Source organism: Amycolatopsis melonis (genome assembly GCF_040064235.1).
Taxonomy (GTDB): Bacteria; Actinomycetota; Actinomycetes; order Mycobacteriales; family Pseudonocardiaceae; genus Amycolatopsis; species Amycolatopsis melonis.
Map to the genome: position 1 here is coordinate 86,255 of NZ_JBDZYD010000011.1, position 20,416 is coordinate 106,670.

The window sequence follows — 20,416 nt, forward strand, 5'->3', positions numbered from 1 at the left end:
CCGGAGGGAAATTTCCTGGACACTGGACGACGTGGAGAAGGGGCACCGCGGGGTGGATGTGATGTTGCTGGCCGGGACGCGCCCGGAAGCGCTCAAGCTCGCGCCGCTGGCACTGGCGCTGGACGCGCATCCGGCGTTGCGGCCGGTCCTGGTCCACAGCGGCCAGCACGCCGGAATGGTCGAGCAGGCGCTGGAGCCGTTCGGGCTGGCCGTGGACGTCTGGCTGGACGTGCCGCCGCGGATCACCGGCGGCCAGGCGGAACTCGTGGCGGGCCTGCTGCCCGCGCTCGACGACGCGCTGCGCCGGCTCGCCCCGGCGGCGCTGGTCGTCCAGGGCGACACGACGACGACGCTCGCGGGCGCGCTGGCCGCGTTCTGGCTGGGCATCCCGGTGGTGCACCTGGAGGCGGGGCTGCGCACGCACGACCTCGCGGCGCCGTTCCCGGAGGAGGGCGCCCGCCAGATGGTGTCGCGCATCGCGGCCCTGCACCTGGCCCCGACCCTCGGCGCGGCCGCCGAGCTGCGCGCGGAAGGCGTTGCGCGGCAACGGATCGCGGTCACCGGCAACACGGTGGTCGACGCGGTGCTGGAGATCGCGGCCCGCGACCTGCCCGCCCGCGACACGGCGCTGGCGCTGCTGGAGATGGAGATCGCGGAGGCGGGCGAGCGGCTGGTGCTGGTGACGTCGCACCGCCGGGAGTCGTGGGGCGAGCCGCTGGAGCGGACCCTTGCCGCGGTCCAGCTGATCGTCGCCGAGCACCCGGACGTGCAGGTCCTGTTCCCGGCACACCCGAACCCCGAGGTGCGGGCACAGGTGGAGACGGCACTGGACGGCCTGCCGCGCGTGACGGTGACGGACCCGCTGGAGTACCCCGACCTGGTGCGCGCCCTGCGGCTGGCCTCGCTGGTGCTGACGGATTCGGGTGGCATCCAGGAGGAGGCCCCGACGTTCGGCACCCCGGTGCTGGTCCTGCGCGACGTGACCGAGCGGGCGGAGGTCGTGGAGGCGGGCTGCGCATGGCTGGTGGGCACGGACACGGCCCGCATCGCGGACACGGCAGCCCGCATCCTGGCGGGAGAGCTGCGGCCGGCGCAGGTGGGAAACCCTTACGGCGAAGGCAATGCCGCAGTCCTGGCGGTGGCCGCGATCGAGGAGTTACTCGGGGTGGAGTCCCCGGCACGACGCCACGCGGCGGCTTCCTGACCCCACTGTGGCGTCTTGAATGGGCGGGCACTTCCGCGTGGGCTAAAGCGAAACCACCTCGACCGGCAACGCCGGGTTCGCGCTGAAATCCAGGTTCGAGGTGGGCCGCTTCGCCGCCACGACGTGAGCGCCCAGTGCCGCGATCATCGCGCCGTTGTCCGTGCACAGCCGGGGGCGTGGGACGCGCAGCTCGATTCCCGCCGCTTCGCAGCGGGCGGTGGCCAGCTCCTTCAGCCGGGAGTTCGCCGCCACTCCGCCGGAAATCACCAGCGTGCCGATCCCCTGCTCCTTCGCCGCGCGGACCGCCTTCATCGTCAGCACGTCCACCACGGCCTCCTGGAACGACGCCGCGACGTCGCCCACCGGGATTTCCTCGCCGCGCCGCTGTGCTCCCTCGACCCAGCGGGCCACCGCCGTCTTCAGGCCGGAGAAGGAAAAGTCGAACTTCGCGTCGCGGGGGCCCGTCATGCCGCGCGGGAACGCGATCGCCGCCGGGTCGCCGTCCTTGGCCGCCTTGTCGATCGGGGGGCCGCCCGGGTACGGCAGGCCCAGCACGCGGGCCACCTTGTCGTACGCCTCGCCCGCCGCGTCGTCCACTGTGGACCCCAGCTCGACGATCGACGACGCGATGTCGTCGATGCGCAGCAGCTGCGTGTGCCCGCCCGACACCAGCAGCGCCAGGCACGGCGACGGCAGCGGCCCGTGCTGCAGCGTGTCCACCGCGATGTGCCCGGCCAGGTGGTTGACGCCGTACAGCGGCACGTCCAGCGCCGTCGCGTACGCCTTGGCCGCCGAGACACCCACCAGGAGCGCGCCCGCCAGGCCCGGCCCTGCCGTCACCGCGATGGCGTCCACATCGGACAGTGAGAGGCCCGCCGTCGCGAACGCGCGGGACGCCGTCGGGACCATCGCCTCCAGGTGCGCGCGGCTGGCGACCTCGGGCACCACGCCGCCGAACCGGGCGTGCTGCTCGACACTGGAAGCCACTTCGTCCGCGAGCAGCTCGACCGTGCCGTCGTCGTGCAGGCGGACCAGGCCGACGCCGGTCTCGTCGCACGAGCTCTCGATCCCCATGATGATGCGTGCCATCAGCCCGCCACCCCGTCTCGCGTCCGCGCCGGGCGGACCATCGTGTACGCGTCGGCGCCGGAAGGCTGGTAGTAGCGCTTCCGGATGCCGAGCCGTTCGAAGCCGTGGCTCTCGTACAGCGCGAGAGCCGTCGTGTTGTCCGTGCGGACCTCCAGGAACACGGGCGCCTCGAACTCGTCGGCCCGCTCCAGCAGGGCGCGCAGCAGCGCCTTGCCGATGCCCTTGCCCTGGTGTTCGGGCGCGACGCCGATGGTGTGCACGGTCGCCTCGTACTCGCCGCGGCGCCGTCCGACGACGGCCAGCCCGGCGTAGCCGAGCAGCTCGTCGCCCTCGTCCGGGCGCGCGGCGAGGTAGAAATTGCCCGCGTCCAGTTCCGAGTGGAACGCGCGGGCACTCCACGGGTCGTCGCCGGGGAAGAGGATCTGCTCGATCTCGACGCACCGGGCGATGTCCCTGCGGCGCAGCGGTTCGAGTCTCACGGCACGGTCACCCGTTTCGGCGCCGACGGCTCGGCGGCGTCGGGACGGCGCAGGTACAACGGCGTCAGCGGCGCCGGCTCTTCCGAAGCGAGCAACGCGGCCTTCGCGGCCTTCACCAGCCCGGCGGGCGACGGGAAGCGCGGCTCGATCGTCCGGACGCCGAGCGCGTCGGCGTACTGCAGCGCGCCGTCGCCCGCAGCCACCTCGATGGCGCTTCCGACGTCGGCCGGGCGCTGGACGTGCGGGCCGTCGGTGCGGTTGCCGTCGCTGTCGTAGGCGGCCCAGTAGACCTCGCGGCGGCGCGCGTCGGTGACGACCAGGAAGGGCTCGGCCGAGGCGACGTCGGCGGCCAGCGCGTCGAGGCTGCAGACCGGGTACACCGGGATGCCGAGCGCGTGCCCGAGCGCGGCCGCGGTGGCCATCCCGGCCCGCAGGCCGGTGAACGGCCCGGGGCCGACGCCGGTGACGATCGCGTCGAGGTCCTTGAGCGCGACACCGGCGGCTTCGGCGGCCGCCAGCGCGTGCGGGGTGATCAGCTCGCCGTGGGCGCGGGCGTCGACCGTGACCCGGTCACCCCGTGTCCGGACCTCGTCACCGTCCAGCGCGACGACGCCCGCGGTCACCGCCGGGGTCGAGGTATCGATCGCCAGTACCAACACGGTGTCCCAGCCTACGACCAGGCACTCCGCCAGGCGGCTGCAGGGGACGGATCAGCACGGTAACGTGCGATTCGAGTCCGACCCTGGTTCGAGTCCCCCCACTGGGAGGTCCCCGCGGTGCCCGAGCCGTTGTTCCCTGCCCTCGCCCGCGGCTCGACCCGCGAGGCCCTGCGTTTCGGCGACCACCTGCTCACCTACGACGACCTCGCCGCCGTCGCGGCCGGGCTGGCCCGCGAGCTGCCGCAGGGCCGCGTCGCGGTGTGGGCGACCCCGACCGTCCACACGAGCGTCGCGGTCGTCGCCGCGCTGCTCGCCGGTGTCCCGGCCGTGCCGCTCAACCCGAAGATCGGCGAACGCGAGCTGGCGCACATCCTCGCCGACAGCGAACCGCAGCTCGTGCTCGCCGAGCCGGGCGTGCCGCTGCCGGAGGGCCTCGACGGCGTCCCGCGCCGCGACATCCCGCTCACCGGCGGCGGTGCGGAGATCCCGGAAGAGCCGGATCCCGAGACACCCGCCCTGATCGTCTACACCTCGGGCACGACCGGGCCGCCGAAGGGCGTGGTCCTGCCGCGCCGCGCGATCGCGGCCACGCTCGACGCCCTGGAGGACGCCTGGGGCTGGACGGACGGCGACGTCCTCGTGCACGCGCTGCCGCTGTTCCACGTGCACGGCCTGATCCTCGGCATCCTCGGCCCGCTGCGCCGCGGCGGCTCGGTGCGTCACCTGGGCCGGTTCTCCACCGAGGGCGTCGCGCACGAACTGGCGAACGGCGCCACGATGATGTTCGGCGTTCCCACGATGTACCACCGCATCGCGGGCGAGGTGGGCACGGACACGACGCTGGCCGACGCGCTGAAGAGCGCGCGGCTGCTCGTCTCCGGGTCTGCCGCGCTGCCGGTGCACGACCACCAGCGGATCACCGCGGCGACCGGGCAGCAGGTCGTCGAGCGCTACGGCATGACCGAGACGCTGATGAACACCAGCGTCCGCGCGGACGGCGAGCGCAAGCCGGGCACGGTCGGCGTGCCGCTGCGCGGGGTCGAGGTGCGGCTCGTCGGCGACGCCGGCGAGGTGATCGAGGACGTCGACACTGTCGGCGAGATCCAGGTACGCGGCCCGAACCTGTTCACCGGGTACCTCAACCGCCCGGACGCGACCGCGGCCGCGTTCGACGGCGAGTGGTTCCGCACCGGCGACATGGCCACGCGCGACGCCGACGGGTACGTCCGGATCGTCGGGCGCAAGGCGACCGACCTGATCAAGAGCGGCGGCTACAAGATCGGCGCGGGGGAGATCGAGAACGCGCTGCTCGAACACCCCGGGGTCGCGGAAGCGGCGGTCACCGGCGAACCGGACGACGACCTCGGCGAGCGGATCGTGGCGTGGATCGTGCCCAGCGGCACACCACCGGCCGAGGACGAACTCGCCGACCACGTGGCGAAGCTGCTCGCGCCGCACAAGCGCCCGCGGGTCGTCCGGTTCCTGGATGCGTTGCCGCGCAACGACATGGGCAAGGTCATGAAGCGAGCCCTCGGTGCCTAGGCTGCCGGCCCGCGAGGTCCTCGGCGCGATCGCGACCGGCTTCGCGGAGTTCCCCACGCCGCTGCGCGACGAGCCTGCCGACGGCCCGATCGGCTGGCCGGGCTACCGCGAAGCCCGCGCCAGCGCGGAAGAACGGACGGGCGAGAAGGAGTCGGTCGTCTGCGGGACGGCGAAGATCGGCGACGTCGAGGCCGTGCTGATCGCGTTCGAGTTCGGGTTCCTCGGCGGGTCGCTCGGCCAGCGCACCGGCGACCGCGTCGAGGCGGCGTTCGCGCACGCCCGCGACGCGCGGCTGCCGGTGGTCTCGCTGATCGCGACCGGCGGCAGCCGCATGCAGCAGGGCATGCGTGCGTTGATGCAGCTGCAGCGGGTGGCGCGGGCGTCGGCGCTGACGCGGGCGTCGGGCATCCCGCAGATCTCGGTCCTGCGCGACCCGGCGACCGGCGGCGGCTGGGCGACGCTCGGCGCGGGCGCCGACGTCGTCCTCGCGCTGCCGGAAGCCCAGGTCGGTTTCGCGGGTTCCCGCGTGCGTCCCGAGGGTTCGCCGGAGGCCTACACGGCGGAGGCGAAACTCGGGTGGGGGCAGGTCGACGCGATCGTCGACCCCGCCGCACTCGGCGCCACCCTGGAACGCTGGCTGCGGCTGCTGACCACGCGTTCGTCGGCGGCGGCTCCCCCGCCTGCCGCGCTGCGCCCGGCTCCGCTGCCCTCGACGGGCTGGGAAGCGGTCCAGGCGGCACGCGCGCCGGAGCGGGCCCGCGCCCACGAGTACCTCGACGCGTATTTCGAGTGGCGTGCGGACATCAGCGGCGACCGCGTCGGCGGCGTCGACCCGGGAGTGGCGTGCGGCTTCGGCTGGCGAGACGGGCGGACGATCGCGTACGCGGCCCAGTGCGGCACGCCGACGCTGCCCGCGGGCTTCCGCACGGCGGCGCGCCTGGTGCGGCTGGCCTCCCGCCTGGGCCTGCCGGTGCTCACGCTGGTCGACACCCCGGGCGCGGCAAACGACGCGGCGGCGGAACAGGCAGGCGTGGGCGGCGCGATCGCGGCGATGTTCGAGGCGGTCGCGACGGCGGCAATCCCGGTGACAACGCTGGTGATCGGCGAAGGAGGCTCGGGCGGCGCGCTGGCGTTCGCCGCGGCGGAGTCGACATGGGTGACACCGGACGCGTACTTCTCGGTGACGTCCCCGGAAGCCGCGGCGGCCATCCTCAAGCGGCCGGCGTCGGAGGTGCCGGACATCGCCAACCAGCTGCACCTGCGGCCCCAGGACCTGGTGGACCTGGGAGTGGCGCGAGCGGTCGTGAGTCCGGCGAGATGATCGACGTCACTCGTCCATCCGTGGTTGGATCTCGCGATGGGGTATCGACTCAACAGGCGAGCGGCCTTCGGTTTGGGGACCGCTGTCGCCGCTGGAAGCATTCTGGGCGGCTCTCCCGCGTACGCGCAGGAAGCAGACATCGAGGCCAGCCCGGCCACACCGGACCTGGCCAGGCAGAAGGTGAAGCGCGTCTACGACACCGCGGCCGCTGAAGCAGGCGGCATCTGGAACTCCTACATCAGCGTGGCCGACGAGGTCGCCGTCGACGTGGCGTCCGACGAGATCGTCGAGGCGTACAGCGTCAACAAGGTCGCCGTCGCGGTCACCTTGATGGACAAGATCGACCGTGGCCTGCTCACGCTGGACCAGCAGGTCCAGGTGCCGGCGAGCATCGTCGTGCCGGGTGGTGACGGCATCGTCATCCTGGACAGGGCGTACCCGAGCGCGTTCACGCTTGGCCACGTCCTGTCGCTGTTCCTCACGGTTTCGGATGACACGTGCGTCCGGCTGGTGGGGCTCGTGGTTCCGGCGGCCGAGATCAACCAGATCCTGGTGGCCAAGGGGTTCCCCAAGACCCAGGTCACGCCGGTGGCCAACCCGAACCGCTACTTCCTCGGCAAGACCACTCCGCGCGAGACCCACGACCTGCTGAAGGCGCTGGTCGCGGGCACCTTGCTGAGCCCGGCGTCGACGGAGTACCTGCTGTCCATCCTGCGCTCGCAGGTGGCGTTCACCGACGGCATCCGGCGGGAGATGTCGTCCGTCGACCGGGCGAGGATCGCCACGAAGGCGGGCTGGCTGAACGACGGCCGCAACGAGGCGGGCATCATGTTCGACGCCGCGGGCAAGCCGGTGTTGATCTACTCGATGTTCGCGCACGGCCAGGCGAACCCGGAGGACTTCGGGGCCACGCACCCGGTCCGGCAGGCCACCGCGAAGATGGGGCCGAAGTTCCTGTGCGCGGTCGACAAGATCGCGGGCGCCGGCACCAGGGCCTTCCGGGCACCGGCCTACCGGCAGTACAACGGCGGCTGAGAGCGGCTATCCGGGGGCGGGGGGCCCCGCGGGGCGCCCCCGGGGGGCCCCCCCCCCCCGGGCGCCCCCCGGGGCGGGGGGGTGCCGGCTTCCCCGGGCGGGCGGGGCCGCTCTCGGGGGGGGGGCCCCCGCCGGCCCCCCGCCCCCCCCCCCCCCCCCCGGCAGTTCCGCCGCCGTTCAGCTTGTTCCGAACGGCGCGCATGACCTCGCCTCCCGAATGCGTTCCGGCTGGACCAGGTGACCCCAGGCGGCGGCGATCCTCGAGTGCCCGGCTTCGGAGGTGCCGGACATCGCCAACCAGCTGCACCTGCAGCCGCGGGACCTGATGGACCTGGACGTGGCGGGGGCGGTGGTCAATCCTCCCGGCCGGCGACCAGCCGCTCCAGCCGGCGCACCACCTCGTTCTCGTCGTTGGTCGGCCCCTCCGCCCGCAGTTCTTGGATCCGGCTCTGCAAAGCCAGGCTCGGTTCCTTCCCCGAGAAGAACAGCACCGGGCCGTCGTAGCCCTCGCGGCGGAAGCTCGCCAGATCGTCGATCCCCGCGTTGTCATCGGTGCCGCGCCGGAAGTCCGACAGCAGGGCGTCCGGACGATGCCGGGCCAGCGAGTCCTGAGCCTCGGTCCAGCCCCTCGCGATGTCGACCCGGACGCCGCACTCGACGAGGTAGTCCGCCAGGTCGCGGTTGTTCGGCGGCTGGTCGTCGACCCAAAGCACGCGGAGGTCGCGCAGCGCCGGCCGGATCGGCTCGCCCACCGGGAGGCGAACGCGTGCCGATCGCCGGTTTGCCGCCAACGGGAAACTCTCCCGCAGTCCCGCCAGCTGCCGGAACGCGTCCCGCCCACCGTCGGCCGCCGTGATGGCCAGGTCATCCGGGACCTGGGTCACCGCGAGCGGACGCCGTTGCAGCTGCTCCATCACGCTTTCCATGGTCGGGCCGAAGCTCTCCAGCAAGGCCACGAAGTCCCGGTCGTCGACGAGGGCCGGAAACTCGGCCGGCAGCTGCCGCTCCAAGTCGCTCAGGTCGTCCAGCCGGCCCTGCGGCGGCCGCAGCCCCTTCGAGCCGAACAGCGCCGCCCAGTCGGAAGCTGTCACCGCGCCGCCCTCCTTCACCTCCTTGCGAAAGTCCCGGTAAGCCAGGAACTCGGGGATCAGGCCGCGGTGACGGGGATTGCTCAGGAGGCGGTAGAACGCCGGGTAGAAGTGCTGGAGCATGATCACTTTGACCAGGTTCTCCAGACCGATCGCGTCCCAGGTCCGGTTGAGGGTCGCCGACGCCCGATGAGTTCTGGACCGCTCGCCACAAAGCGCTTTGGTCGCAGGCCAGCACGAAGACGATCCCCGGCACGTCGAGGTAGAGCTTGATCGCTTCGCACACCTCGACCACACGTTCGCCCGCGCATCGATCGAGGTCGTCGACGAACACGACCAGCAGCCGGCCGCCGACTTCGCCGCCCTTCGCCAGCCAAGCCCCGAACGCATCGCGCAGGACGCCTTTGATCTGGTTGCGAGCCTGCGCGTTCAAGGACATGCGCTGCCACATCTCGTCGACCACCCGGCCGAGACCGAAGAAGCTGGCAGCCACAAGCGCGAGTCCACGCAACGCACCGAGCAGGTGCGCGCGCTTCGACATCGACCGCAGGGCCCGCCGGATGACGTTGCGGTCGAAGCGGAGCAGCACCGACTTGATCAGACCTTCCAACGCGCTCGCCCGGCCCGAGGTCCACGCGTTGAACCACACGGTGGAAATCCCGGCATCGGCGGCCAACGTCACGTCCAGCCGGTGCAGGAGACTGCTCTTGCCCATGCCCCAGGCGGCGTCGACGGCCAAGGTGAAGGGTGCGGTGTTCCGCGACGCGACGATCAAGTCGGCGAGGGATCGTGCGACCTGCGTGATCTTGAGCAGGTCTTCGTCCGCGCCATCACCCAGCGGCGCGTCGTTGAGCACAACGAAACGCCGTGCCCGGGTCACGAGCCGACCAGCTCCGGGACCCGGGCGGCCCAGGTGCCGTGCGGCTCCAGGGTCACCTCGCGGGCGTCGTCCTCGCGGCGGTCCAGGCGAACCACCAGGTAATCCTCGGACAGGCGCTCGGCCGAACCCTCGCCCCACTCGACCACGATGGCCGAGCGCTCCAGGTCCGTGTCCAGGTCCAGGTCGTCCAGCTGGGACAGGTCGCCGCCCAGGCGGTACGCGTCCACGTGGACCAGGGGCACGCCCGCCGGGCCTGCCGGGTGGACGCGGGCCAGGACGAACGTCGGGGAGCTGACCCGGCCGCCGGCGCCGAGGCCGTCCGCGATGCCTCGGGTCAGCGTCGTCTTGCCCGCGCCGAGGGGGCCCGCCAGGAGCACCAGGTCGCCCGCGCGCAGCGCGCGGCCGAGCGCGCGCCCGAAGTCCATGGTCTCTTCGGGGGTCGGGAACACGAAACTCAACGCTGCCACCACCAGGTTCGCCGGGACGAGGTCACGCCGTCCGCACCGGAACAGCGTTGCAGGAGATCGATGAGCCTGCTGTTCACCAGCTCGGGTTGTTCGAGCTGCACCATGTGACCGGCGCCGCGGACGCGGACCAGCTCCGCGTCGGGCAGCTCGGCCGAGATCCGCTCGGCGTGCGAAAACGGCGTGAACCGGTCGGAGTCGCCGCCGATGACGAGCACTTCCGCGTGCTTGAGGCCCGCCAGCGCCGCGTAGCGGTTGTGGCTGCCGAGCGTGTCGATGAAGTTCACCAGCCCGCGGACCGGCGTCACTTCCAGCATTTCCAGCATGAAGTCGACGAGCCGCGGCGCGACCTCACGGCTGCCGAACGCCAGGCGCCGCACGGCCTGCCGCGTCAGCTGCCCGCCCGCCGCGCGCACGAACTCGACCAGGCCGGGCTGCCACCCGGCGAGCCCGCCTGCCGCGCGCGTCAGCGGGTTGTACTTCGAGAGCAGCGAACGCGGCAACCCGCGTGCGCCCACTTCGCCCGCCGCCGTCGCGATGAAGGCGACGCCGCAGACGCGGTCGTCGAACAGCTCGGGGAACTCGGCGGCCAGTTCCATGATCACCATGCCGCCCATCGAGTGCCCCATCAGCACGATGGGTCCCTCGGGCACCACCGAGCGCAGCACGCAGTCGAGGTCGCGCGCCAGCTGTTCGATGGTCGACGTCTCCGCGGTGGCCGCGCCGGACAGGCCGTGGCCGCGGTGGTCGTAGTACACCTGACGCACCCGGGGCAGCCGCAGCTTCGCCAGGTCGCGACGCTGGAAATGCCAGCAGCGCCGCGAAAGCGCGAAGCCGTGCACCCCCACGACGGTCAGTTCCGGTTCGCCGCCGTCCTCCGGGTCGATCTCCTCGACCGAAAGCGGCGTGCCGTCCTCGGCCGCGACCGTCGAAGTGCGGTCGGGCTTCAGGTCCCCCAGCGGCTCGTCCACGTACGGATCCTCACTGTGCCGCCGCTGCTGCGTGGCGACGGCGAAGGCGGCGGCGGTCCCGGTGGCCACGGCCCCGACCCCGCCGGCGATGGCCAGCAGTCGACGTGAAGGAGTCACTCGCGCTCCCCCAGATACCGGCGCCGCACCCGCGGGCGGTACATCGAGGTGACGATTTCGTAGTCGATGGTCCCCAGCTTGTCGGCCCATTCCCGGGCCGTCGGCTCGCCGTGCGTGCCGTCGCCGAACAGGACGACCTCGTCGCCGACGGCCGGTTCGAAGTCACCGCAGTCGACGACCAGCTGGTCCATGCACACCCGCCCGGCGACCGGCCGCCGCTGCCCGCCGAGCCAGACGTCCATGCGCCCGGAAAGCGAACGCGGGACACCGTCGGCGTACCCGGCCGGGACGAGGGCGAGGTTCGTGTCCCGTGCCGCGGTCCAGGTGTGGCCGTAGGACACCGATTCGCCGGCTTCGATGCGCTTGACCAGCGCGACGGCGGAGCGGAACGTCATGGCCGGGCGCAGGTCTTCCGGCTGCGGCACGGGGTTGAGGCCGTACATCGCGATGCCGGGCCGGACGATGTCGAAGTGCAGGTCCGGCCGGGTCAGCAACGCCGCGGAGTTCGCCAGGTGCCGCAGCGGGTCCAGCCCGGCGGCGCGGGCGGTGTCGTAGGCGTCGGCGAACCGCTTGGCCTGCAGGTCGATCGAGGGGTGCCCGGGCTCGTCGGCACACGCGAGGTGCGACCAGACCGCGACGACCTCGACCCGCGGTTCGGCGGCCGCCGCTTCGGCCAGCTCGGCCCACGCGGCGGGCGGGCAGCCGTTGCGGGAGAGCCCGGTGTCGATTTTGAGGTGCACACGGGCCCGGGTACCCGGTTTGACCGCGGCGGCGATGCGGCGCAGCTCACCCAGCGAGCTGGCGGCGAGGTCGATGTCGTTGTCGATGCCCGCCGCGAAGTCGACGTCGGGAGTGTCGAGCCAGCTGAACAGCCGGGTCTTGATGCCCGCCTCGCGAAGGGCGAGGGCTTCGCCCAGGGAACACGTACCCAGCCAGGACGCCCCGGCCTCGACCGCGGCACGCGCCACCGGCAGCGCGCCGTGGCCGTAGGCGTCGGCCTTCACCACGGCCATCACCTGCGAGCCGGGCGCGCGGGCGCCCAGCAGGGTGAGGTTGTGGCGGATGGCGTCGAGGTCGATGTCGACCTGCGCCCGCGGGAAACTGGGAGTCATAACGACTCCCAGTTTCCCATGAGCCGAGGTCAGGGCAGGCGTGCCCCGGTGGTGGCGGAGAACACGTGCAGCTCGTCCGGCCGGATTCGCAGGTGGACGGTGTCGCCCATGGCCGGGGGCGTGCGCGGGTCGACGCGGGCCACGACGTTGGACTTCGTGCCCTCCGCGTCCGTCTCGGCGAGCTTGCCGTACACGTACGCGTCCGAGCCCAGCTCCTCGACCAGGTCGACCTTGATCGGCACCGAATCCGGGCCCTCGCTGACCACTTCCAGCGACTCCGGCCGGAAGCCGAGGGTCACGGTGTCGCCGTCGGCGGCCGCGATGACCTCGCGGGTCAGCGCCACGCTGCCGCCGCCCAGCTCGGCGCCGTCGGCCGTCAGCTTGGCGGTCACCAGGTTCATCGCCGGCGAGCCGATGAAGCCCGCGACGAAGGCGTTGGCGGGCTTGTCGTACAGCGCGCGCGGGGTGTCGCACTGCTGGAGCAGGCCGTCCGACAGCACCGCGACGCGGTCACCCATCGTCATGGCCTCGACCTGGTCGTGCGTGACGTACACCGTGGTGACGCCGAGGCGGCGCTGCAGGGCGGCGATCTGCGTACGCGTCGAGACACGCAGCTTCGCGTCGAGGTTCGACAGCGGCTCGTCCATGAGGAACACCTGCGGCTCGCGGACGATCGCGCGGCCCATCGCGACGCGCTGGCGCTGACCACCGGAGAGCGCCTTCGGCTTGCGGTCGAGGTACTGCTCGATGTCCAGCAGCTTCGCGGCTTCCAGGACCTTCTGCTTGATCTCGGACGCGGGGCGGCCGGCGATCTTCAGCGCGAAGCCCATGTTCTGCGCGACCGTCATGTGCGGGTACAGCGCGTAGTTCTGGAACACCATGGCGATGTCGCGCGAGCGCGGCGGCAGCTGGGTGACGTCGCGGTCGCCGATCCAGACGGCGCCTTCGTCGATGTCCTCGAGGCCGGCCAGCATGCGCAGGCTGGTCGACTTGCCGCAGCCGGACGGGCCGACCAGCACGAGGAATTCGCCGTCGGCGATCTCCAGGTCCAGCGCGTCGACCGCGGGGCGCTCGGCCCCGGGGTAGCGCCGGGTCGCCTTGTCGTAGGTGATGGAAGCCATCGGTCAGTCCTCTCGGTTCTCTCGCCGGACCCCGTACGCCGCTTCGCGGGCTTCGAGGTGGCGCTGCTGGATCCGGTGGCCCTCGGCGCGCTGCGCCTCGGTCGGCTCGTCCAGCTCGAGCCGAAGTTTGCGGTTCTTCTGCCAGGACGGGGGTTCCGCACTGGAAGCCAGGGCCCACGCCGCCTGGCGCGCCGCGCCGAGCGCGACGTACTCGGCGACCTCGGGCAGCTGCACGGGCAGGCCGAACACCAGCGGCGCGACCGCGCGGACGGCGGCCGACTGCGCGCCCCCGCCGATCAGCAGCACCCGCCGGACGTCGAGGCCGTGCGCGCGCACCGCGTCGAGGCCCGCGGCGAGGCCGCACAGCATGCCTTCGACGGCACTGCGGGCGAGGTTCTGCGGCGTCATGTTCGCCCTGGTCAGCCCGGCCAGCGAGCCGGTGGCCTCCGGCAGGTTCGGCGTGCGCTCGCCGTCGAGGTAGGGCAGGAAGGTCAGGCCGCCGGAGCCCGGCTCGGCGGACAGGGCGAGCCGGTCGAACTCGCTGAGCGTCGCGCCGAGCATGGCCGCGGTCGCGGTCAGGACGCGGGCGGCGTTGAGGGTGCAGGCCAGCGGGAGGAAGCGGCCGGTGGCGTCGGCGAAGCCGGCGACCTCGCCGGAGGCGTCGGCCGCGCCGGTCTCGGCGACGCCGAACACGGTGCCACTGGTGCCGAGCGAGACGACGGCGTCGCCGGGCTCCAGTTCCAGCCCGAGCGCGGCGGCCATGTTGTCGCCCGTGCCTGCCGAGACGAGCACGCCGTCCGGGGTGTGGCCCGCCGCGTCGGCCGGGCCGAGCACGGTCGGCAGCTCCGGCGTCCGGCCGCCGAAGGCGTGCGCGAGGACGTCGAGGCGGTAGGCGTTCTCCGACGGCGAGAAGTAGCCGGTGCCGGACGCGTCGCCGCGGTCGGTGACCGGGTCGCCGCCGGTGAGCTTCCAGGTCAGCCAGTCGTGCGGCAACAGGACCCGCGCGACGCGGTCGGCCAGCTCCGGCTCGTGCTCGGCCAGCCAGCGCAGCTTCGTCACGGTGAAGCTGGCGACGGGCACCGAGCCAACGGACTTCGCCCAGGCCGCCGGGCCGCCGAGTTCCGCGGTGAGGTCCAGCGCCGCCTGCGCGGACCGGGTGTCGTTCCACAGCAGCGCGGGCCGGACGACCTCGCCGTCTTCGTCGAGGGTCACCATGCCGTGCTGCTGCCCGCCGACGCCGATGGCCCTGACCCCGTCGAGCAGGCCGCCGGTGGCCTCCTGGAAGGCGGCCCACCACGCGTCGGGGTGCACCTCGGTGCCCTCGGGGTGCGGCGCGCGGCCGGTGCGGACGATCTCGCCGGTTTCGGCGTCGCACACGACGACCTTGGTCGACTGCGTGGACGAGTCGATGCCGGCGACCAGCTCAGCTGTCATAGGGCTGCCCCTCTGCGACGTGTTCGACGATCTCGATCGCGGTGCCCGCGTTGAGCGCGGCCTCGATCTCCTCGGTGGGCGTGGCCTGGCCCGTGATCAGCAGGTCGTAGTCGCCGACGTCACCGTGCGCGTAGGTCGCGGTGCGGCCGAATTTCGAGTGGTCGACGACCAGGACGTTGTGGTTCGCGATCTTCAGCGCGGCCTTCTTCAGCTCGGCGTAGTCGCGGTCGGGGTGGAAGAGCCGCCCGACGGCGACCGCGGTGACCGAGACGAAGGAGACGTCGGCGCGGATCGAGTCGAGCAGGTTGAGGACTTCGGGGCCGGCACAGGAGTCGTACTCGGGGCTGTAGCGGCCGCCGGCGAGCACGACCTCGACCTTGGGCCCGAGCAGGCGGGCGGCGTGCAGCGAGTTGGTGACGACAGTGAGCGCGTCGATGTCCGCGAGGCGCTTGACCAGCGGAAGCAGCGTCGTGGAGTCGTCGACGAAGACGGTCTGCCCCGGCTGGACGTGGTTGACGGCCGCCCGGCCGAGCGCGTCCTTCTCGCCGTGGTGGAGGGTGTCGCGGAAGCGGGCGGCGGTCTCGATGGTCAGCGCCGGGTAGGCCTCGACCTTGCCGCGGAGCTTGCGCAGGAGACGGCGTTCGGCCAGGTCGTCGAGGTCGCGGTGGATGGTCATCAGGCTGACCTTGAACCGCGTCGTCAGGTCGTCGATCCGGACCTCGCCGTGCTCGATGACGTGGTCGAGGATGTCCTGCCGCCGCTGCTCGACGACGGCGTCGGACGGCCGGGTCTTCCGGTCCCCCGAGGATGCTGTGCCGCCGCTCACACGGACTTCTTACCAGATTTAACGCGCGAAGTTAACAGAGAACTCGATAAGACTTCTCAGGACGTGAGCGAGCGGATCGAACGGATCGCTTCCGGAATGGCGTGGACCAGCCCGGACGCCGAGGTCGGCGCGTTCTGGGCCGCGATCGCCCCCGCCAGCGAGTGCACGTGAGCGGCGGCCGCCGCGGCCAGCCAGGGGTCCAGGCCCGCCGCCAGCAGCGCGCCGACCAAGCCCGACAGGACGTCACCCGAACCCGCGGTCGCCAGCCAGGCGCCGCGCGGGGTGTTCACCGCGACGCGGCCGTCCGGGGCGGCGATCACCGTGCAGTGGCCCTTCAGCAGCACCACGGCGTCGTACTTCTTCGCCGCTTCGCGCGCCGCCGTCACGCGGTCCGGGCCCGGCCTGCGGCCCATCAGGCGCTCGTACTCGCCCGCGTGCGGGGTCAGGACCAGCGGCGTGTCCGGGTCGCGGGCATCGAGGACGTCCGGGGACTGCGCGATGATCGTCGTCGCGTCGGCGTCCGCGCAGACCGGGACGCCCTGGCCGAGCACGTACCGCAGCACGTCCCGGCCTTCCGAACCGGTGCCGATGCCGGGGCCGACCGCCCACGCCTGGACACGCCCGGCGTCGGCGACCGTGCCGGTCGCGATGATCTCCGGCCACTGCGCGCGGACGACGTCGGCCGCGTGGCCCGCGTACCGCACGAGGCCCGAGGTGGCGCGGACCGCCGAGCCCGCGGCCAGGACCGCCGCACCCGGGTAGGTCGCCGAGCCCGCCGCGATGCCGACGACTCCCTGGCTGTACTTGTCGTCCTCCGGGCCCGGCACCGGCCAGGCCGCGGCGACGTCGACGATGTCCAGACGCCGGAGATCGGGCCGGTCCAGTTCGAGGCCGATGTCGACGAGGACGACCTCGCCGCAGTGGGCGGGCGCCAGCGCGTGCACCGGCTTGAGCGCGCCGAACGTGACCGTCCGGGCCGCCTTGACGGCGGGGCCGTCGACCGCGCCGGTGTCCGGGTCGACACCGCTGGGCAGGTCGACCGCGACGATCGGCGCTTCCACGAGGTCCACCAGCCGCGCGGCGTCCGGCCGCAGCGGGCCCCGGCCGGAGATGCCGACGATCCCGTCGACCACGACGTCGGCGCGTGCGATCCACTGTGGACCGTCCTCGGCGGACACGGCGCGGCCGCCCGCTCGCTTGAGCGCGGCCAGTCCCTTGGCGTGGGCTTTCTCGGGCTTGAGCAGGATCGCCGTGACAGCGACTCCGCGACGGCGCAGGAAGGCACCGGCCCAGAGCGCGTCGCCGCCGTTGTCGCCCGAGCCGGCCAGCAGGACGACCCGCCGTCCGGACACGCCGCCGGTGTGGTCTTCGAGGAAGTCCGCGACCTGGACCGCCAGGCCGAACGACGCCCGCCGCATCAGCTCGCCTTCCGGCGTGACGGCGAACGCCCGCCCCTCCGCCTCGCGAATCCGTTCCGTGGTCCAGATTCCCTGCACGGCGGGGCCTCCCGCGACTACTCGACTGTGACGGACTTCGCCAGGTTACGCGGCTTGTCGACGTCGTACCCGCGGGTGCGGGCGATCTCCGCGGCCAGCACCTGCAGCGGCACCGTGGACACCAGCGGCTGCAGCAGCGTCGGCACCGCGGGCACCTCGATCAGCTCGTCGGCGAACGGCCGGACCGTCTCGTCGCCCTCTTCGGCGATGACGATCGTGCGGGCGCCGCGGGCCTGGATCTCGCTGATGTTCGACACCAGCTTCGAGTGCAGCACCGCGCGGCCCTTCGGCGACGGCATCACGACGACGACCGGCAGGCCCTCTTCGATCAGCGCGATCGGGCCGTGCTTCAGCTCGCCGGCCGCGAAGCCCTCGGCGTGCATGTACGCCAGTTCCTTGAGCTTCAGCGCGCCTTCGAGGGCGACCGGGAAACCGACGTGACGGCCGAGGAACAGCACCGCCTTGGAGTCGGCGATCCGGCGGCCGAGGTCGCGCACCTGGTCCACAGTGGACAGTACTTTTTGGACGGCCGCGGGCATGGCCTCCAGCTCGGCGAACTCGCGGGCGACCTCGTCCGGGTACTTCGTGCCGCGGGCCTGCGCCAGTGCCAGGCCGACCAGGTAGTTGGCCGCGATCTGGGCGAGGAACGCCTTGGTCGAGGCAACGCCGATCTCGGGACCGGCGTGGGTGTAGAGGACGGCGTCGGACTCACGCGGGATCTGCGCGCCGTTGGTGTTGCAGACGGCGAGGACCCGCGCCTTCTGCTCGCGCGCGTGCCGGACGGCTTCGAGCGTGTCCGCCGTCTCGCCGGACTGGCTCACCGCGACGACCAGCGTGTCCCGGTCCAGGACCGGGTCGCGGTAGCGGAACTCGCTCGCCAGCTCGACCTCGACCGGCAGGCGCGTCCAGTGCTCGATGGCGTACTTCGCGACCAGGCCGGAGTGGTAGGCCGACCCGCAGGCGACGACGAAGACCTTGTCGACGTCGCGCAGGTCCTGGTCGGAGATGCGCTGCTCGTCGAGGATGATCCGGCCGGACTCGAAGTGCCCGCGCAGCGTGTTGGCCAGCGCCTCGGGCTGCTCCTCGATCTCCTTGAGCATGAAGTACTCGTGGCCGCCCTTCTCGGCGGCACTCAGGTCCCAGTCCACGGTGAACGGCTTGGCCTGTGCGGCGTCGCCGTGGAAGTCGAGGACCTCGTAGCCGTCGCGGGTGATCACGACGAGCTGGTCCTGGCCCAGCTCGACGGCCTCGCGCGTGTGCTCGATGAAGGCGGCGACGTCGGAGGCGACGAAGTGCTCGCCCTCCCCGACCCCGACGACCAGCGGCGACGACCGGCGCGCCGCCACGATCGTGTCCGGGTGGTCGGCATGCGTCACGACCAGGGTGAACGCGCCTTCGAGACGGCGGCAGACGGCGGCGACGCTGGCGGTGAGGTCACCCTTGGTGTCACCCTCGTTGTAGGCGCGGGCGACCAGGTGGGCGACGGTCTCGGTGTCGGTGTCGCTGGCCATCTCGACACCGTCGGCCTCGAGCTCGGCACGCAGGGCGGCGAAGTTCTCGATGATGCCGTTGTGCACGACGGCGACACGCTGCGAGGCGTCCCGGTGCGGGTGCGAGTTGCGGTCGACGGGCGCGCCGTGCGTGGCCCAGCGGGTGTGGCCCATGCCGGCGGTACCGCCGAAGTTCTCGCGGCCGACCTCGTCGAGCTGGGCTTCCAGGTTGGCGAGCCGTCCCGCCTTCCGCTCGACGGTCAGCGCACCGGCACCGTCGAGGACCGCGACACCGGCCGAGTCGTAACCGCGGTACTCCATGCGCCGGAGCCCGCCGAGGACGACGTCCAGAGCCGGGCGGTGCCCGACATATCCCACGATTCCACACACGCACACCAGCCTAACGAGGGACGTTCAGCGGGCTGACGGGGTCCGCAAACGCCCCCCGACCTGGGGAGACGGACACCTTGGTGGTTCGGACCAATCCGCTGTCACCCACACGGGTACCTGGCTCCCGAATCCGGCGGGTCGGCTGGCGTACCTAGAGCGTCGGTCCGCGTACCCGGAGCGTCGGTCTGCGTACCTGGAGGGTCGGTCTGCGGGCCGACCGCCCGGGTACGCCAGCCGACCGTCCGGGTACGCAGGCCGACCGTCCGGGTACGCCGGCCGACCGTCCGGGTACGCCGGCCGACCGTCTGGGTACGCCGGTCGGCTCGCCGGGGCGGCGGACGCGCCCGGTGCGGGTCCGCACAGTAGGGTTCCGGCCATGGCCAGCAAGCCCAAGCAGCTGCTCGCGGAGTTGACGCACCGGGGCCCGCACGAGGTCCTGCGGGGCAACCTCGCCCTGGTCGGCCTGCCCGGCGTGGTGTTCACGCCGCGCGCCGGCCTCGGCCTGCCCGCCGTTGCCTTCGGGCACGGCTGGCTGCAGCCGCCCGAGCGGTACCGGGAGCTGCTGCACCACCTCGCCAGCTGGGGCATCGTCGCGGCCGCGCCTGCCACCCAGCGGGGGCCGCTGCCCTCGCACCGGCTGCTCGGCGCGGACCTGCTGACCACGCTCGACGTCGTCACGACGGTGCGGCTGGGCCCGGACGGCATCAGCGTCGACCCGGCCAAGCTCGGCCTCGCCGGCCACTCGACCGGCGGCGGCGCGGCCGTGCTGGCCGCGGCACAGGACGCGCAGGCGGAACACCCGCGGATCAAGGCGGTCGCGACGATCACCGCGGCCCAGACCCTGCCGCCGGCGACCGAGGTCGCGAAGGAGATCACCGTCCCCGGCCTGCACCTGGCCGCGGAGGACGACCTGGTCGCGCCGGCGGTCGCCCACGCCGAGGCGATCACCAACGCCTGGGGCGGCGACGACGTGCAGCTGCGGCTGCTCGGCAAGGCGTCCCACCTGGGCGTGACGGAGGGCAGGCACTGGTCGCAGCTGCTCCTGCACGGCAAGCCGCACCGGGGCACGCAGAAGCTGACCCGGGCGCTGTTCACGGCGTTCTTCCTGACCCACCTCACCGGCACCGACAAGTACCGGCCCCTGCTCGAAGCGGACGTCAAGCACGCGCCGATCGAGCGGGAAGAAGAGCCTGCGCACTGACGCGCGAGGCCCGGCCTCCGCTCAGACCAGCCAGCTCGTGCTGGAGAAGTCGTCCTCGTCGTCGGGCTGGCGGGCGTGCCGTCCACGGCGGGGCGGCTCGGGCGCCGCGGGCTCCGGGGCCGGCTCCGGCCGGGGCGCGACCGCCGCCGGGGCCGGGGTGCCGTAGCTCGGCGTCGGGTACGCCGTGTAGCCCGTGTCCGCCTCTTCGTCCTCGACGCCGAACTCCATCAGGGACTCGCGGGACTTGTCGGCCAGCGTCTTCTCCGTGGCCCAGCCGCCCGCGCTCTGCTTGCGCTTGTTCAGCTCGTCCATGTGCTCGGCGTACTTCTGCGCCGCGCCCATCTCCTGCTGCAGCCCCGCGCGCGCCTGCTCCGTGGCCTCGGCGACGCGGCGTTCGCGCAGCCCCCGCTGCTCGTCCTGCTCGCGAGCCGCGGCGTCCATCGTCGAGATCGCCGCGCGATACCGGTCTTCGGCGCTGGTCATCGGCCCTCCGTAAG

General features: G+C 72.7%; 18 protein-coding genes and 1 pseudogene. 5 read left to right on the forward strand and 14 right to left on the reverse strand.

Features of this window, described 5'->3' with window-relative positions; genetic code table 11:
• The first annotated feature begins 52 nt into the window (after positions 1-52).
• The gene (wecB, locus tag ABJI51_RS28125; RefSeq protein WP_348954332.1) at positions 53-1,204 is read left to right on the forward strand and encodes a non-hydrolyzing UDP-N-acetylglucosamine 2-epimerase; all 1,152 of its coding nucleotides are present in this window, start codon (positions 53-55) and stop codon (positions 1,202-1,204) included.
• 42 nt (positions 1,205-1,246) lie between these two features.
• Here the strand turns inward: wecB and tsaD are convergent, their stop codons facing one another.
• From tsaD to tsaB, 3 genes are read right to left on the reverse strand one after another with little or no spacing between them, the layout of a single operon-like run.
• On the reverse strand, positions 1,247-2,293 hold the full coding sequence (gene tsaD, locus ABJI51_RS28130; protein WP_348954061.1) for a tRNA (adenosine(37)-N6)-threonylcarbamoyltransferase complex transferase subunit TsaD: 1,047 nt from the start codon (positions 2,291-2,293) through the stop codon (positions 1,247-1,249).
• Positions 2,293-2,772 (reverse strand): ribosomal protein S18-alanine N-acetyltransferase, encoded by a 480-nt coding sequence (gene rimI, locus ABJI51_RS28135; protein WP_348954062.1) that lies wholly within the window; start codon positions 2,770-2,772, stop codon positions 2,293-2,295. The genes tsaD and rimI overlap by 1 nt, the downstream gene beginning before the upstream one ends.
• Positions 2,769-3,431 carry a tRNA (adenosine(37)-N6)-threonylcarbamoyltransferase complex dimerization subunit type 1 TsaB gene (gene tsaB / locus ABJI51_RS28140; protein WP_348954063.1) on the reverse strand — a complete coding sequence of 221 codons (663 nt, stop codon included), beginning with the start codon at positions 3,429-3,431 and terminating at the stop codon, positions 2,769-2,771. Before tsaB ends, rimI begins: the two co-directional genes overlap by 4 nt.
• Before the next feature lie 117 nt (positions 3,432-3,548).
• Here tsaB and ABJI51_RS28145 point away from each other — a divergent pair, with 117 nt between their 5' ends.
• The 3 genes from ABJI51_RS28145 (at position 3,549) to ABJI51_RS28155 (ending at position 7,329) form a co-directional block, all read left to right on the forward strand.
• Complete coding sequence (locus tag ABJI51_RS28145; protein WP_348954064.1) at positions 3,549-4,973, forward strand: acyl-CoA synthetase; 1,425 nt, start codon at positions 3,549-3,551, stop codon at positions 4,971-4,973.
• Positions 4,966-6,294, forward strand: a complete 1,329-nt coding sequence (locus tag ABJI51_RS28150; RefSeq protein WP_348954065.1) for a carboxyl transferase domain-containing protein — start codon at positions 4,966-4,968, stop codon at positions 6,292-6,294. Before ABJI51_RS28145 ends, ABJI51_RS28150 begins: the two co-directional genes overlap by 8 nt.
• Before the next feature lie 72 nt (positions 6,295-6,366).
• Positions 6,367-7,329, forward strand: coding sequence for a serine hydrolase (locus ABJI51_RS28155; RefSeq protein WP_348954066.1), 963 nt, complete (start codon positions 6,367-6,369; stop codon positions 7,327-7,329).
• Between the two features lie 353 nt (positions 7,330-7,682).
• Here the strand turns inward: ABJI51_RS28155 and ABJI51_RS28160 are convergent, their stop codons facing one another.
• The 10 genes and pseudogenes from ABJI51_RS28160 to glmS form a co-directional block, all read right to left on the reverse strand.
• On the reverse strand, positions 7,683-8,546 hold the full coding sequence (locus tag ABJI51_RS28160) for a response regulator (RefSeq protein ID WP_348954067.1): 864 nt from the start codon (positions 8,544-8,546) through the stop codon (positions 7,683-7,685).
• Positions 8,547-8,613: 67 nt separating this feature from the next.
• Positions 8,614-9,297 (reverse strand): annotated as a pseudogene (locus ABJI51_RS43610) (KAP family P-loop NTPase fold protein); the annotation flags it as partial.
• Positions 9,294-9,755 (reverse strand): tRNA (adenosine(37)-N6)-threonylcarbamoyltransferase complex ATPase subunit type 1 TsaE, encoded by a 462-nt coding sequence (gene tsaE, locus ABJI51_RS28165; RefSeq protein ID WP_348954068.1) that lies wholly within the window; start codon positions 9,753-9,755, stop codon positions 9,294-9,296. The gene tsaE and the pseudogene ABJI51_RS43610, both read right to left, overlap by 4 nt.
• On the reverse strand, positions 9,752-10,849 hold the full coding sequence (locus ABJI51_RS28170) for an alpha/beta fold hydrolase (RefSeq protein ID WP_348954069.1): 1,098 nt from the start codon (positions 10,847-10,849) through the stop codon (positions 9,752-9,754). The genes tsaE and ABJI51_RS28170 overlap by 4 nt, the downstream gene beginning before the upstream one ends.
• Positions 10,846-11,961 carry an alanine racemase gene (gene alr / locus ABJI51_RS28175; protein ID WP_348954070.1) on the reverse strand — a complete coding sequence of 372 codons (1,116 nt, stop codon included), beginning with the start codon at positions 11,959-11,961 and terminating at the stop codon, positions 10,846-10,848. Before alr ends, ABJI51_RS28170 begins: the two co-directional genes overlap by 4 nt.
• Before the next feature lie 29 nt (positions 11,962-11,990).
• A complete protein-coding gene (locus tag ABJI51_RS28180; RefSeq protein ID WP_348954071.1) occupies positions 11,991-13,082 on the reverse strand; it encodes an ABC transporter ATP-binding protein in 1,092 nt (363 codons plus the stop codon).
• A gap of 3 nt (positions 13,083-13,085) precedes the next feature.
• Entirely contained in the window at positions 13,086-14,516 is a 1,431-nt protein-coding gene (gene xylB / locus ABJI51_RS28185; protein ID WP_348954072.1) for a xylulokinase, read from the reverse strand.
• Complete coding sequence (locus ABJI51_RS28190) at positions 14,506-15,342, reverse strand: DeoR/GlpR family DNA-binding transcription regulator (protein WP_348954073.1); 837 nt, start codon at positions 15,340-15,342, stop codon at positions 14,506-14,508. Before ABJI51_RS28190 ends, xylB begins: the two co-directional genes overlap by 11 nt.
• Before the next feature lie 56 nt (positions 15,343-15,398).
• Entirely contained in the window at positions 15,399-16,838 is a 1,440-nt protein-coding gene (locus ABJI51_RS28195) for an NAD(P)H-hydrate dehydratase (protein WP_348954074.1), read from the reverse strand.
• Positions 16,839-16,855: 17 nt separating this feature from the next.
• Positions 16,856-18,718, reverse strand: a complete 1,863-nt coding sequence (glmS, locus tag ABJI51_RS28200) for a glutamine--fructose-6-phosphate transaminase (isomerizing) (protein WP_348954075.1) — start codon at positions 18,716-18,718, stop codon at positions 16,856-16,858.
• 376 nt (positions 18,719-19,094) lie between these two features.
• Between glmS and ABJI51_RS28205 the strand changes: the two genes are divergently transcribed.
• Positions 19,095-19,919: a dienelactone hydrolase family protein gene (locus tag ABJI51_RS28205; RefSeq protein ID WP_348954076.1), complete on the forward strand. Its 825-nt coding sequence runs from the start codon at positions 19,095-19,097 to the stop codon at positions 19,917-19,919.
• Between the two features lie 21 nt (positions 19,920-19,940).
• Here the strand turns inward: ABJI51_RS28205 and ABJI51_RS28210 are convergent, their stop codons facing one another.
• Positions 19,941-20,402, reverse strand: a complete 462-nt coding sequence (locus ABJI51_RS28210; protein ID WP_348954077.1) for a hypothetical protein — start codon at positions 20,400-20,402, stop codon at positions 19,941-19,943.
• Positions 20,403-20,416 lie beyond the last annotated feature (14 nt).